This is a genomic window from Streptomyces sp. NPDC054783, assembly GCF_053611725.1.
The window spans coordinates 498,065-512,151 of record NZ_JBSHAY010000002.1 but is presented as its reverse complement, the minus strand read 5'-3'; the positions used below and the strand labels follow the sequence as shown (position 1 = coordinate 512,151).

At 71.0% G+C, this 14,087-nt stretch carries 9 protein-coding genes; 2 read left to right on the top strand and 7 right to left on the bottom strand.

Going from position 1 to position 14,087, the window contains the following annotated elements; translation table 11 throughout:
* Nucleotides 1-8 precede the first annotated feature (8 nt).
* Entirely contained in the window at nt 9-935 is a 927-nt protein-coding gene (locus tag ACWGJ5_RS06550; protein WP_453308658.1) for a proline dehydrogenase family protein, read from the bottom strand.
* Between the two features lie 164 nt (nt 936-1,099).
* Between ACWGJ5_RS06550 and ACWGJ5_RS06545 the strand changes: the two genes are divergently transcribed.
* The gene (locus ACWGJ5_RS06545) at nt 1,100-2,680 is read left to right on the top strand and encodes a PucR family transcriptional regulator (protein WP_453308657.1); all 1,581 of its coding nucleotides are present in this window, start codon (nt 1,100-1,102) and stop codon (nt 2,678-2,680) included.
* A 301-nt stretch (nt 2,681-2,981) separates the two neighbouring features.
* Here the strand turns inward: ACWGJ5_RS06545 and ACWGJ5_RS06540 are convergent, their stop codons facing one another.
* On the bottom strand, nt 2,982-3,569 hold the full coding sequence (locus tag ACWGJ5_RS06540) for a TetR/AcrR family transcriptional regulator (protein WP_453308656.1): 588 nt from the start codon (nt 3,567-3,569) through the stop codon (nt 2,982-2,984).
* Nucleotides 3,570-3,666: 97 nt separating this feature from the next.
* On the opposite strand from ACWGJ5_RS06540, the gene ACWGJ5_RS06535 reads away from it, so the two are divergent.
* Complete coding sequence (locus ACWGJ5_RS06535) at nt 3,667-5,202, top strand: MFS transporter (protein ID WP_453308655.1); 1,536 nt, start codon at nt 3,667-3,669, stop codon at nt 5,200-5,202.
* A 60-nt stretch (nt 5,203-5,262) separates the two neighbouring features.
* Here ACWGJ5_RS06535 and serA read toward each other — a convergent pair whose 3' ends face one another.
* The 5 genes from serA to ACWGJ5_RS06510 form a co-directional block, all read right to left on the bottom strand.
* Nucleotides 5,263-6,852, bottom strand: coding sequence for a phosphoglycerate dehydrogenase (gene serA / locus ACWGJ5_RS06530; protein WP_453308654.1), 1,590 nt, complete (start codon nt 6,850-6,852; stop codon nt 5,263-5,265).
* Between the two features lie 243 nt (nt 6,853-7,095).
* Nucleotides 7,096-8,094, bottom strand: a complete 999-nt coding sequence (gene ilvC, locus ACWGJ5_RS06525) for a ketol-acid reductoisomerase (protein WP_453308653.1) — start codon at nt 8,092-8,094, stop codon at nt 7,096-7,098.
* A 131-nt stretch (nt 8,095-8,225) separates the two neighbouring features.
* Nucleotides 8,226-8,750: an acetolactate synthase small subunit gene (gene ilvN, locus ACWGJ5_RS06520; RefSeq protein ID WP_055708145.1), complete on the bottom strand. Its 525-nt coding sequence runs from the start codon at nt 8,748-8,750 to the stop codon at nt 8,226-8,228.
* Nucleotides 8,751-8,771: 21 nt separating this feature from the next.
* Complete coding sequence (locus ACWGJ5_RS06515; RefSeq protein WP_453308652.1) at nt 8,772-10,619, bottom strand: acetolactate synthase large subunit; 1,848 nt, start codon at nt 10,617-10,619, stop codon at nt 8,772-8,774.
* A gap of 243 nt (nt 10,620-10,862) precedes the next feature.
* The gene (locus ACWGJ5_RS06510; RefSeq protein ID WP_453308651.1) at nt 10,863-13,928 is read right to left on the bottom strand and encodes a putative bifunctional diguanylate cyclase/phosphodiesterase; all 3,066 of its coding nucleotides are present in this window, start codon (nt 13,926-13,928) and stop codon (nt 10,863-10,865) included.
* Between the last annotated feature and the right edge of the window lie 159 nt (nt 13,929-14,087).

Genomic DNA, 14,087 nt, shown 5'->3' with positions numbered 1-14,087 from the left:
GTTCGGACTCAGCCCTTGCTGACCATCGAGCGGAGGAAGAAGCGCAGGTTCGCGGGCTTCTCCGCCAGACGGCGCATGAAGTAGCCGTACCAGTCTGTGCCGTACGCGGTGTAGACGCGCATGCGGTGGCCCTCGGCGGCCAGGCGCAGGTGCTCGTCGCCGCGGATGCCGTACAGCATCTGGAACTCGTACTCGTCCAGCTTGCGGCCGGCCTTGTGGGCCAGCTCCTGGGCGATGGCGATCAGGCGCGGGTCGTGCGACCCGATCATCGGGTACCCCTCGCCCTCCATCAGGATCCGCAGGATACGGACGTACGCCTTGTCGATCTCGTGCTTCTGCTGGTAGGCGACCTCGGCGGGCTCCTTGTAGGCGCCCTTCACCAGGCGGACGCGGCTGCCGGCGGCGGCGAGGCGGCGGGCGTCGGCCTCGGTGCGGAAGAGGTAGGCCTGGATGACACAGCCGGTCTGCGGGAAGTCCTTCCGCAGCTCCTCGTGGATGGCGAACATCGAGTCGAGGGTGGTGTGGTCCTCGGCGTCCAGCGTGACGGTCGTACCGATGGCGGCGGCGGCCTCGACGACGGGGCGGACGTTCGCGAGGGCCAGCTCGTGGCCGCCGGGGAGCGCCTGGCCGAACATGGACAGCTTGACCGACATCTCGACCCGCTCACCGAGCTGCAGGTCCTTGAGGTGACCGATCAGCAGCAGGTAGGCGTCCCGGGCGGCGGTGGCCTGCTCGGGGGTGGTGATGTCCTCGCCGACGACGTCCATCGTCAGCTCCAGGCCCCTGGCCGTCAGGTCCTTGATGATCGGCACGATGTCGGCCACGGTCTCGCCGGGGATGAAGCGGTCGACGACCTGCTTGGTCACCGGGGCCGCCGAGATCAGGCGTCGCATCCGGTCGCTGCGCGACGCGGCGAGAATCACGGGACCCAGCACGGGGCACCTCCACAGGCAAGCATCAAATCGGCCATGACCCAACGATTCGGGTACGGCACGGAGAACCACCGTGAAACCTAAGGATCTCTCCGATCGTGGGCCATCGACAGCTGTCACGCATTCCTGCACGGGATCTCAGACAAGTGTATGAAGGCCGCCGGAAAATGAGGGAGAATGCCCGAGTGGCGGCGGATTTCAAGGCGTTCAAGGGTGACTACCAGGAGCTGGTGGACGAGATCTCGGAGCTGCTCGGGGCCCCGGCGACCCTGGAGAACCGCGACTTCGAGCTGATCGCCTTCGGGGCGTACGACAGCGAGGGCGATCTGGATCCCTCCGCACTCGACCCGGTGCGCACCCGCTCGATCCTGACCCGGCGCTCCACGGCCACGGTCCGGTCGTGGTTCGAGGGCTTCGGCATCACCCGCGCGACCGGCCCGGTACGGATCCCGCCGAGTCCGGAGGCGGGCGTGTATCGCGGCCGTATCTGCCTCCCGGTACGCCATCGGGGCGTCGTCCTCGGCTACGTCTGGCTCCTGGACGGCGATCCCGGGCCGACGGACGCCCAGCTGACCGCCGCGATGGAGGTGGCGGGCCGGATCGGTGCGCTGCTCGCGGACGAGGCGGAGGCCGGGGCCGGGCTGAGCCGGGAGCTGCGGGCGGTGCTCACCGCCGAGCGCGGCTGGCAGCAGGACATGGCGGTGGCGGAGCTGCGCACCGCGCTCGGCCCCCGCGCCGACGGCCCGCTCACCCTGGTCTGCGTGGCCCCCTGGCCCTCGGCCGACCCCGACGACGCCCCCGCCGCCCGCACGATCCCCCACGCCCTCGCGCTGTGCACCCTCCCCTGGGGCACGTCGCAGCAGACCCTCGCGCTACTGGTACGCCTGCGGACCACGGAGGTGACCACCCCTGCGCTGACGGCGGCCACACGGTTGCTGAAGGAGGCCGAGGGGGGTCGCGGTGCTTCGGAGGGAGCGGGGCGGGGGGCCGGGACCGCGGGAGGAACGGCGCGCGGGGCAGGAGCTGCTGGCGGGGCAGGTGTTGCCGGGGGAGCAGGTGTCGCCGGGGGAGCAGCAGCTACCGGTGGGGCAGGAGTTACGGGCGGAGCTGGGCGCGGGTCCGGGACATCAGGAGGAGCGGGGCAGGCGGCCGGGGCTGCGGGAGGAACGGCGCGGGGCGCCGGGACCGGGGCGGGGGGAGAGGCCGGGGTGGCGATGGGACGAGGGGCACGCGGGGCCGGGGCTGGAGCCGGGGCCGGGGTGGCGGCGGTGGGTGGCGTGGCGCGGGGGACCGGGGCGCGGGCGGCCGCGGGACCCTTCGGAGCGGCCGGGGGCGCCGGATGCGCCGCCGGGGTCGGTGATCCACGGAGCGGCCTCGCCGAGCTGGGCACGGTCTGGCAGGAGGCCGTCGCCGCCACGCGTGCCGCGCTGGCCGAGCCGCGGTTCGGGCCGGTCGCGGAGTGGGCGCGGATCGGGCCGTACCGGTTGCTGACCGTGCTGCCACCGCAGGCCGCGCACGATCCCGTGGTCGGCCCGCTCCTCTCCCCCGCCCACCGGGAACTGGCCCGCACCGCCGAGGTCTACCTCGACTGCGCGGGCCAGGCCGGCCGTACGGCCGCCGAACTGGGCATCCACCGGCAGACCCTGTACTACCGCCTCTCCCGGGTCGAGCAGCTGACCGGCCTGGACCTGGACGACGGCGAGGACCGGCTGCTGCTGCACATGGCGCTGAAGGGGGCGCGGCTGTGAGGCCGGCCGCCGCCCGTCACCCGAGCCGGCGTTTCATCACCCCGGGAGCACCCCTCGGCCCGCCCAACGTAACCCGGTCAGCCATCAGCGGCGCCGTCCGCGCGGCAGCCGGTCCGCGGCGCGGTCACGCGCACCCGTGAGCGCGGTGAGGGCCTCCGTGAGGGTGCCCGGAGTGTGCGGGCCGTCGGGCCGGTGGGCGGCGATGTGGCCGTCCCCCGGCTCCGGGGCGACGATCGGTGAGCTGGGCTACGACACCTCCGAACTCCTCGGTCGGCGGTCGCGCGCATACGGGAGGGCCGGATCAGCCCGCCGTGGTCCCCCCGACGATCCGCCGGAGACCCTCGGTGAGCTGCTCCGCGGAGGTGGCCGAGTCCGGGTCGAAGAGCCACTGGACCATGAGGCCGTTGAGGAGGGTCATGTAGAAACGGCCCTCGGTTTCGGTGGCCTCCTCGCCGAGATCGGCCTCCGGGATGCCGCTGAACAGGGACACCAGCCCCGAGCGCCCCTCCTTCTGCGCCTCGGCCAGCAGCTTGCGCACCTCCGTGATCCGGTCGTCGTCCTGGAACATGAGCTCGAAGCTCAGCATCCAGATCGCCCGCGACTCGGGCACCGTACGGATGATGCTCGTCCACACCTCCTGGAAGCGCTCCAGGGATCCGGGAGGCTGTGTCACCTTCCCGCCGAGGCTGGGATCGAAGCGCTCCCCCACGCCCTCGATCAGCGAGATGTACGCCTGCACCAGCAGCGCGTCCTTCGACCCGTAGTGGTAGCCGATGGACGCCAGGTTGGTCCCCGACTCCTTGACGACGTCCCGCGCGGTCGTACGCAGGAACCCCTTCTCCAGCAGGCAGCGCTTGGCGCCTTCGAGCAGATCCTCACGGTGTCCCATGCCCGTCACCCTACCGCCGGTCCATACGGACGTCCTAGACGGATGACTTATACAAGCGTTCTAGACAAGCGTTTAAGACGCCCGTACAGTCACCGTCATGACGAACTCGACGAGCACAACCACCTCCGCAGGCGCCGAAGGCGCCGCCCCCGCCCGCGCCGGGCGCCGCGAGTGGACCGCTCTCGGCGTGCTGATGCTGCCGCTGCTGCTGGTCTCGATGGACGTCTCGGTCCTGTACTTCGCGACCCCCGCGATCAGCGCCGACCTGCACCCGAGCGGCACCCAGCAGCTGTGGATCTTCGACGTCTACGGCTTCGTCCTGGCCGGCCTGCTGATGACCATGGGCTCCCTCGGCGACCGCATCGGCCGCCGCAGGCTCCTCCTGACGGGCGCCGCGGCCTTCGGCGCGGCCTCGCTGCTCGCGGCCTACGCGGACAGCGCCGAGACCCTGATCGCGGCCCGCGCGGTCCTCGGCCTCGGTGGTGCGACCCTGATGCCGTCCACGATGGCGCTGCTGCGCACGATGTTCACCGACCCAGCTCAGCGCGCGAAGGCGATCGGAATGTGGTCCGGCGTCATGACCGGCGGTATCGCACTGGGCTCGGTGATGAGCGGCATCCTGGTCGAGCACTTCTGGTGGGGCTCGGTCTTCCTGGTCAACCTGCCCGCCATGGCCCTGCTCCTGCTCCTCGGCCCGGTGCTGCTGCCGGAGTCCAGGGACCCGAACCCCGGGCGTTTCGACTGGCTGAGCGTGCCGCTGTCGATGGCGGCCGTGCTCCCCGTGATCTACGGCCTGAAGGAGATCCCCTCCGAGGGCTGGCACCCGCTCTACGTCGTCTCGATCGCCGTCGGCCTGCTCTTCGCGGCCCTGTTCGTCCACCGCCAGCGCACCAGCGCCTCCCCGCTGATCCCGCCGGCCCTGCTGAAGGGCCGCGGCTTCACCCCGGCGCTGGTCCTGAACCTCGTCGCCGCCCTCGCCATGATGGGCTCGGCCGTCTTCACCACGCAGTACCTGCAGTCGGTCCTCGGCAAGAGCCCGCTGTCGGCGGCCCTGTGGAGCCTGCTGCCCTCGGTGTTCATCGGCGTCGCCGGTCCGGTCACCGCGCAGCTCGTCCAGCGGGGCGTCAACCGGGGGTACGTCGTCGCCGGCGGCTTCGCGGCCATGGCGGCCGGTTACTCGATGCTCGCCCTCGTCGGCACGGACTCGCTGTGGCTGGTGCTCGCCGGGGCCGGCGTCCTCGCCTGCGGAATGGTCGCGATCGTCTCCCAGCTGACCGACCTGGCCATGAGCGGCGCCCCGGTAGAGCGGGCGGGTACGGCCTCCTCCCTGCTGGAGACCAGCGCCGAGTTCGGCGGCGCGCTCGGCATGGCGGTCCTCGGCTCCATCGGTACGGCCGTCTACCGCCACGAGATGCCGGCCACCGCCCCGGCCGGGGCACGCGAGACCCTGGGTGACGCCCTCGCCACGGCCGCCCACCTGCCCGGCCGGGCCGGCGAGTCCCTCCTCACCACGGCCCGCGAGGCCTTCACCAGCGGGATGCAGGGCGCGGCGATCGCCGGCGCGGTGCTGGTGGCGCTGGCGGCGGTGGGGGCGGCGGTGAGCCTGCGGAAGATCGAGGTCAGCGACGACTAGGGGAAACGAAAACGCCGGACGGGCTGACGAAGGTCAGCCCGTCCGGCGTTCGCGCATGTGTCAGACGAGGTTCACCGAGCGGGCGGACGTCGCACCGATCTCCGAGGCCACCTCGGCCAGCACACCGGAGGAAACCGTGTCGTCGACGGTGAGCACGGCCAGCGCCTCACCGCCGGCGGCCGCGCGAGCGACCTGCATGCCGGCGATGTTGATGCCCGCCTCGCCGAGGATGCGGCCGACGGTGCCGACGACACCGGGGCGGTCCTCGTAGCGCAGGACGAGCATGTGGTCGGCGAGGGCGAGGTCGACGTCGTAGTCGCCGACCGCGACGATCTTCTGGACGTGCTTCGGACCGGCCAGCGTGCCGGAGACCGACACCTCCTCACCGTCCGCGAGCGTGCCGCGCACGGTGACGACGTTGCGGTGCTCGGGCGACTCGGAGCTGGTGGTCAGCCGGACCTCGACGCCACGCTCCTGCGCGAACAGCGGCGCGTTGACGTAACTCACCGTCTCGTCGACGACGTCCTCGAAGACGCCCTTGAGCGCGGACAGCTCCAGCACCTTCACGTCGTGCTGGGTGATCTCACCGTAGACCTCGACGTCGAGGCGGACCGCGACCTCACCGGCGAGCGCGGTGAAGATCCGGCCGAGGCGCTCGGCGAGCGGCAGACCCGGCTTGACGTCCTCGGCGATGACACCGCCCTGGACGTTCACCGCGTCCGGCACCAGCTCGCCGGCGAGGGCGAGACGGACGGACTTGGCGACCGCGATGCCCGCCTTCTCCTGGGCCTCGTCGGTGGAGGCGCCGAGGTGCGGCGTGCAGACGACCTGGTCCAGCTCGAACAGCGGGGAGTCGGTGCAGGGCTCCTTGGCGTACACGTCGAGACCGGCGCCGGCGACGCGGCCCTCCTTCAGCGCCGAGTACAGCGCCGCCTCGTCCACGATGCCGCCGCGCGCGGCGTTGACGATGCGCACGCTCGGCTTGACCTTGCGCAGCGCCTCGTCGCCGATGAGGCCGAGGGTCTCGGGAGTCTTGGGCAGGTGGACGGTGATGAAGTCGGAGACCTCCAGCAGCTCGTCCAGGGAGAGGACCTTCACGCCCATCTGCGCGGCCCGCGCGGGCTGGACGTAGGGGTCGTAGGCGACGACCTTCATACCGAAGGCGGACATGCGCTGGGCGACCAGGGCGCCGATGCGGCCGAGGCCGACGACACCGAGGGTCTTCTCGGCCAGCTCGACGCCCGTGTACTTGCTGCGCTTCCACTCGCCGTTCTTCAGCGCGGCGTTGGCCTGCGGGATGTTGCGGGCGGAGGCGAGGATCAGACCGCAGGCCAGCTCGGCGGCGGTCACGATGTTGGAGGTCGGGGCGTTGACGACCATCACGCCGGCCTTGGTGGCGGCGGAGACGTCGACGTTGTCCAGGCCGACGCCGGCGCGGGCGACGACCTTGAGCTTCTTCGCCGCGGCGACGGCCTCGGCGTCGACCTTGGTGGCGGAACGGATCAGGATCGCGTCGACGTCGGCGATGGCGGGGAGCAGTTCGGCTCGGTCGGCTCCGTTGGTGTGCCGGATCTCGAAGTCCGGGCCGAGTGCGTCCACGGTCGCGGGCGACAGCTCTTCAGCGATGAGTACGACGGGTTTCGAGCTCACGTGAGGTCCTCACAAGTCCAGAGCATGCGGACGGCCGTCCCGACGGCCGCAGGCGGAGGAGGGGGGCTAGCCGCGGAAGACGCACGACGCTGTGGGCCTGACGCGTGTTGTGCAGCAGTCTAGTGGCGTGGCGCAGGGCATCTTGCGCCTCCACGGAAGGATCACCCGTCCGGGGCTGGACGGGGTGGACAACAGAGGGAAGAGGGGGCCGGAGCAGTCTGCCCCGGCCCCCTGACGTGAGACTTACGCCTCCTCGTTCACCCAGCTCATCAGCTTGCGCAGCTGCTTGCCCGTGGTCTCCAGCAGGTGCTCGGAGTCCTGCTTCTTGTACTCGTTGTACTTCTTCAGACCGCCGTGGTACTCGTCCATCCACTGCTGGGCGAAGGAGCCGTCCTGGATCTCGGCGAGGACCTTCTTCATCTCGGCCTTGGTGGCGTCGGTGATGATCCGCGGGCCGGTGACGTAGTCGCCCCACTCTGCGGTCTCGGAGATGGACCAGCGCATCTTCTCCAGGCCGCCCTCGTACATGAGGTCCACGATCAGCTTCAGCTCGTGCAGGCACTCGAAGTAGGCGATCTCCGGCTGGTAGCCGGCCTCGGTCAGGGTCTCGAAGCCCGCCTTGACCAGCGCGGCCGTACCACCGCAGAGGACGGCCTGCTCACCGAACAGGTCGGTCTCGGTCTCCTCGGTGAAGGTCGTCTTGATGACGCCGGCGCGGGTGCCGCCGATGCCCTTGGCGTACGACAGGGCCAGCGAGAAGGCGTTGCCGGAGGCGTCCTGCTCGACGGCGGCGATGCACGGAACGCCGCGGCCCTCCTCGTACTGACGGCGCACCAGGTGGCCCGGGCCCTTCGGGGCGACCATGCAGACGTCCACGCCGGCCGGGGGCTTGATGAAGCCGAAGCGGATGTTGAAGCCGTGGCCGAAGAACAGCGCGTCGCCGTCCTTCAGGTTCGGGGCGATGGACTCCTCGTAGACCTGGGCCTGGATCGGGTCCGGCACCAGGATCATGATGACGTCGGCCTCGGCGGCGGCCTCGGACGGCGTCACCACGCGCAGGCCCTGCTCCTCGGCCTTGGCCTTGGACTTGGAGCCCTCGTGCAGACCGACACGCACGTCGACACCGGAGTCACGCAGCGACAGCGCGTGGGCGTGGCCCTGGCTGCCGTAGCCGATGACCGCGACCTTGCGGCCCTGGATGATGGACAGGTCGGCGTCAGCGTCGTAGAACAGCTCGGCCACTTTGGGTTCTCTCCTTGGTGTGCAGGTTGTGCGTCCCACCGTATGACGGTGAGGGGAAGGGAAGTCTCGGGGTCTCGGCATCCGGGCGGACGGCGTGTCGCCGACCGCCCGGTTTCAGCCGTACTTCAGCTTTACGCGGATCGGTCGAGGGCGCGCAGCGAGCGGTCCGTGATCGAACGGGCGCCGCGGCCGATCGCGATCGTGCCGGACTGCACCAGCTCCTTGATGCCGAACGGCTCCAGCATCTTGAGCATGGCGGACAGCTTCTCGCTGGATCCGGTGGCCTCGATGGTGACGGCCTCCGGGGAGACGTCGACGGTCTTGGCGCGGAACAGCTGGACGATCTCGACGATCTGGGAGCGGGTCTCGTTGTCGGCGCGGACCTTCACCAGGACGAGTTCGCGCTGCACGGCCTGACCGGGCTCCAGCTCGACGATCTTCAGCACGTTGACGAGCTTGTTGAGCTGCTTGGTCACCTGCTCCAGGGGCAGGTCCTCGACACCGACCACGATGGTGATGCGGGAGATGTCGGGGTGCTCGGTGACGCCGACCGCGAGCGAGTCGATGTTGAAGCCGCGACGGGAGAACAGGGCGGCGATCCGGGCGAGGATGCCCGGCGTGTTCTCCACCAGGACGGAGAGCGTGTGCTTGGACATGGTCTTCTTCGTCTCTCTCGCTCAGTCGTCTTCGTTGTCGCCGAAGTCGGGGCGGACGTCCCGGGCGGCCATGATCTCGTCGTTGGAGGTGCCGGCGGCGACCATCGGCCAGACCATCGCGTCCTCGTGGACGATGAAGTCGATGACGACGGGGCGGTCGTTGATGGAGTTCGCCTCTTCGATGACCTTGTCCAGGTCCTCCGGGCGCTCGCAGCGCAGGCCCACGCAGCCCATCGCCTCGGACAGCTTCACGAAGTCCGGCACGCGCGTGCCCTTGGCCTCCGGGTTGATGTCGTCGGGGCCGCTGTGCAGCACGGTGTTGGAGTAGCGCTGGTTGTAGAACAGGGTCTGCCACTGGCGGACCATTCCGAGGGCGCCGTTGTTGATGATGGCGACCTTGATCGGGATGTTGTTCAGGGCGCAGGTGGTCAGTTCCTGATTGGTCATCTGGAAGCAGCCGTCGCCGTCGATCGCCCAGACCGCGCGGTCCGGCTGCCCGGCCTTGGCGCCCATGGCGGCCGGGACCGCGTAGCCCATGGTTCCGGCGCCGCCGGAGTTCAGCCAGGTGGCGGGCTTGTCGTACTGGATGAAGTGCGCGGCCCACATCTGGTGCTGGCCGACGCCCGCGGCGAAGATCGTGCCCTCGGGCGCGAGTTGGCCGATGCGCTCGATGACCTGCTGCGGGGAGAGCGAGCCGTCATCGGGCTGGTCGTAGCCGAGCGGGTAGGTCTCGCGCCAGCGGTTGAGGTCGCTCCACCAGGCGGTGTAGTCGCCCTTGTGGCCCTCGCTGTGCTCCTTCTGCACGGCCTGGACCAGGTCGGCGATGACCTCGCGGGCGTCACCCACGATCGGCACGTCCGCGGCGCGGTTCTTGCCGATCTCGGCCGGGTCGATGTCGGCGTGGACGATCTTGGCGTACGGGGCGAAGCTGTCCAGCTTGCCGGTGACCCGGTCGTCGAAGCGGGCACCGAGGGCGACGATCAGATCGGCCTTCTGCAGCGCGGTGACGGCGGTGACCGCACCGTGCATGCCCGGCATTCCCACGTGCAGCGGGTGGCTGTCGGGGAACGCGCCGAGCGCCATCAGGGTGGTGGTGACGGGCGCTCCGGTGAGTTCGGCGAGGACCTTCAGCTCGGCGGTGGCGTGCGCCTTGATGACGCCGCCGCCGACGTAGAGGACGGGCCGCCGGGCGGAGGTGATCAGCTTGGCCGCCTCGCGGATCTGCTTGGCGTGCGGCTTGGTCACCGGGCGGTAGCCGGGCAGGTCCATGGTGGGCGGCCAGGTGAAGGTCGTCTTCGCCTGGAGGGCGTCCTTGGAGATGTCGACCAGGACCGGGCCCGGGCGGCCGGTGGAGGCGATGTGGAACGCCTGCGCGATGACCCGCGGGATGTCCTCGGCCTTGGTGACGAGGAAGTTGTGCTTGGTGATCGGCATGGTGATGCCGACGATGTCCGCCTCCTGGAAGGCGTCGGTGCCGATCGCCTTGGATGCCACCTGGCCGGTGATCGCGACGAGCGGGACGGAGTCCATGTGGGCGTCGGCGATCGGCGTGACCAGGTTGGTGGCACCGGGGCCGCTCGTGGCCATGCAGACGCCGACCTTGCCGGTGGCCTGTGCGTAGCCGGTGGCCGCGTGGCCGGCGCCCTGCTCGTGGCGGACCAGCACGTGACGGACCCGCGTCGAGTCCATCAGGGGGTCGTACGCCGGCAGGATCGCGCCGCCGGGAATGCCGAATACCGTGTCAGCGCCGACCTCCTCGAGGGAGCGGATGAGGGACTGCGCACCCGTGACGTGCTCGACGGGGGCGGACTGCTGTCCTCCGGATCGGGGCCGCGGCTGCGGATGGGCCCCGGTGGCCTGCTCGGTCATCGGCATTCTCTTCTCAATGCTGAGGGTTTTTGCGAGGTTTGTACGGAGTTCACGCGGTGCACGAAAGGCACTCGTGCAACAAAAAACCCCTCGTGCCGCAAGGCAAGCGAGGGGAGCGCGCCGGTGAGGTCGCTGGGGTTTCCGGATCGTCCTCCGGTGGGTCCCAGCTCAGCCGACGCGCTGTCCAAGTACGAGAATTCGGGTGCGCATGGCACTGACCCTCCCCCCGACGCGCACCACGTGTCAAGTGGGTGGGACGGGAGTCTCAGAATGTGAACGAAGGGCACTGCCGCCTCCGAAGACAGCCGTAACACCCCCTGTGTACACCCCTGAGCGCCCCTTCGGCTCGCTCACACTCCCGGCGAACGCCGGTTCGGCCGGTGCGTGCGGCACCGGGTAGTGGCCGGATCCGAGCGCCCGGCGCAGCCGGTACTCGTCCAGCGGCCCCGCGAAGGCCATGCCCTGCCCGTGCGTGCAGCCCATCGCGCGCAGCGCGACGACCTGCTCCGGCAGGTCCACGCCCTCGGCCACCGACTGCAGCCCGAGATCGCCGGCGATCCGCAGCAGACCGCTGGTGATCTTGTGCAGCCGCGTGGACTCCACGACGCCCTCGACCAGGCTGCGGTCGAGTTTCAGGATGTCCACGGGCAGCCTTCTGAGAGCGGTGATGGCCGCGTAGCCGCTGCCGAAGCCGTCCAGCGCGATCCGCACCCCGAGCCGGCTGAGCGCGCTCAGCCGCCGCTCCAGCTCGTCCAGCGAGACCCGCGGATCGGTGTCGGACAGCTCCAGGACCAGTGCGCCGGGCGGCAGCCCGTGCCGGGTCAGCAGCGCCTCCATGGAACCGACCGGCATCGAGCGGTCCAGCAGCCGCCGGGCGCTCGCCCGTACGGTCACCGGGACGACGATCCCGGCGGCGGCCCGCTCGGCGGCCTGCTCGACGGCCTCCTGCAGGATCCAGCGGTCCAGCTCGGCGGTCTTGTCGCCGTCCTCGGCCACCCGCAGGAACTCGGCCGGGGTGAACAGCACCCCCTGAGAGGAGCGCCAGCGCGCCTGCGCCGAGACCGCCGTGATCCGGCCGCCCGAAAGGCACACCACCGGCTGGTGCAGCAGGGCGAACTCGCCGTCGTGGAGCGCGGCACGCAGCCGGGTGGCCAGCTCCGCCTTGCGTACGACGTCCTGCTGCATCTGCGGCTTGTACAGCTCGACCCGGCCCTTTCCGGCCGCTTTCGCGCGGTACATCGCGAGATCGGCGTTGCGCAGCAACTCACCCGCGCCGAGGCCCTGTTCGGCGAAGGCGACGCCGATGGAGGCGTTGACCCGCACGTCGCTGCCGTCGATGGCGTACGGCTGGGAGAGGGTCACCCTGAGGCGGTCGGCGAGCTCCAGGATGTTCCGTTCCCGGGCGGCACGGTCACGGGCTCCGTCCCCGGCGATCAGGGCCGCGAACTCGTCGCCGCCCAGCCGGGACGCGGTGTCCCCCTGCCGGACCGCGTCCTGGAGTCTGCGGGCGGCCTGGACGAGCAGTTCGTCCCCGGCCTGGTGCCCGATCGTGTCGTTGACGGCCTTGAAGCCGTCCAGGTCGATGAAGAGCACGGCCGTGCCCAGCAGGGCGGCTCCCCGGTCGGTGGCGCGGCGGCCGGACAGGGCCTGCTGGACGCGCCGGGTGAACAGCGCGCGGTTGGGCAGGTCGGTCAGCGGGTCGTGCTCGGCGTTGTGCTGCAGCTGCGCCTGCAGGCGGACGCGCTCGGTCACGTCCCGGCTGTTGAAGATCAGGCCGCCGTGGTGGCGGTTGACGGTCGACTCGACGTTGAGCCATCCTCCCCCGCTCTCGGCTTCGCTCGAGCGGTTGGTGCCCCCACCGCCGGACCGGAAGCGGCACTCGATGCGGGTGGTGGGCTCCTCCAGGGGGTCGGCGGCGAGGAAGCGGCGCACCTCGTGCACCACGCAGCCCAGGTCCTCCGGGTGGATGAGGGCGGCCAGTTCCGTGCCCACCAGGTCTTCGGCCGGGCGGCCGTAGACCCCGGCGGCGGCCGGGGAGACGTACCGCAGGATGCCGTTGGGCGCGGCGATCATGATCACGTCGCTGGAGCCCTGCACCAGGGAGCGGAAGTGGTTCTCCTTCTGCGCCAGTTCCTGGGTCAGGGTGATGTTGTCCAGCAGCATGATGCCCTGCCGGATGACGAGCGCGAGCACGACGGCGCCCGCGGTGATCAGCACGACGTGGTCGGGTCGGCGCCCGTTGAGGACGTTGTACAGGATGCCCAGGGTGCACACGGCGGCGGCGAGGTACGGGGTGAGGGCGGCTAGGGAGCCGGTGAGCGGCCGGCCGGCCGGATACCGGCTGTGATCACCTCCGGGGGCGGGCGCGGACACATGGTGGTGGCTCGTGCCGCGCTGTCCGGGCACGTGTTCGTGGACCACGCGCGTGTGCCCGTCCCTTGCGTGCGCCTCCTGGGCGCCCTTGCGGCGGGGCGTTGCCCAGGGGGCGTAGGCGAGCAGCAGCGAACCGGCGAACCAGCCGGCGTCCAGCAGCTGACCGGAGTGGTAGCTGCTGTGCAGCAGCGGCGAGGTGAACAGCGCGTCGCACATCACGGTCAGCGCGAGCGCGCCGATCGCCGTGTTCACGGCTGTGCGGTTGCCCGGGGTGCGGCGGAAGTGCAGCGCGAGCACCATGCTGACGAGCGCGATGTCGAGCAGCGGGTACGCCAGCGACAGCGCGGTGTGCGCCACGCTCGGTCCGTCGAACCGGGCCGCCTGGGCGAGCGCCAGGCTCCAGGAGAGCGTGAGCAGCGAGCCGCCGATCAGCCAGGCGTCCAGCGCCAGGCAGATCCAGCCGGCCTTGGTCACCGGCCGCTTGGCGAGCACCAGCAGGCCCACGATGGCCGGCGGCGCGAAGCACAGGAAGAACAGGTCCGCGTAGGAGGGGCTGGGCACCGGCCGGCCGAGGACGACCTCGTACCATCCCCAGACCGCGTTGCCGAGGGCCGCCATCGCCGAGGAGAGGGCGAACAGCAGCCAGGCCGAGCGGAAGCGGACGCGCGGGCTGCGGGCGTACAGGAAGCAGGAGACGGCCGCGGTGCCCGCCGCGGCGGCCAGCCCGAAGTCGCCCATGATCAGTGCCAGTTCGTCCGTGCCCCAGTCGAAGGCGGCCCCGACGGCGTAGGCCGCGCAGACCAGGGCGAGGACGAGTTGCTCCCTCGTGCGGGTGCGTTCACCGACGGCCGTCCGGCGGGGCGGCGGCGCCTGCTGCGGATGCGGTGCGCGCACCGCCGCGTCCAGGGCGGTCGTCACCGAGGGCGGCGCGCTCACCGGGGCCTCCCGGTCAGCGCCGCTCCCGGGTCCCGACGGTCCCGGTGCGCTGGGTGCGCATGCCTCCTGCGGCCGTTGGGCCTGCGCTGCTGGTGGCTGGTGTGGTGGCCGCGTCTGCGCGCGGCCGTGCGCCAGGGCCGCCGTCGGCGGCTCCGCTGC

Excerpts from the sequence above, each read along its gene's own strand:
- ACWGJ5_RS06545 (WP_453308657.1), top strand. The coding sequence starts at position 1,100 with ATGAGGGAGAATGCCCGAGTGGCGGCGGATTTCAAGGCGTTCAAGGGT.
- ACWGJ5_RS06540 (WP_453308656.1), bottom strand. The coding sequence starts at position 3,569 with ATGGGACACCGTGAGGATCTGCTCGAAGGCGCCAAGCGCTGCCTGCTG.
- ACWGJ5_RS06535 (WP_453308655.1), top strand. The coding sequence starts at position 3,667 with ATGACGAACTCGACGAGCACAACCACCTCCGCAGGCGCCGAAGGCGCC.
- ilvN (WP_055708145.1), bottom strand. The coding sequence starts at position 8,750 with ATGTCCAAGCACACGCTCTCCGTCCTGGTGGAGAACACGCCGGGCATC.
- ACWGJ5_RS06515 (WP_453308652.1), bottom strand. The coding sequence starts at position 10,619 with ATGACCGAGCAGGCCACCGGGGCCCATCCGCAGCCGCGGCCCCGATCC.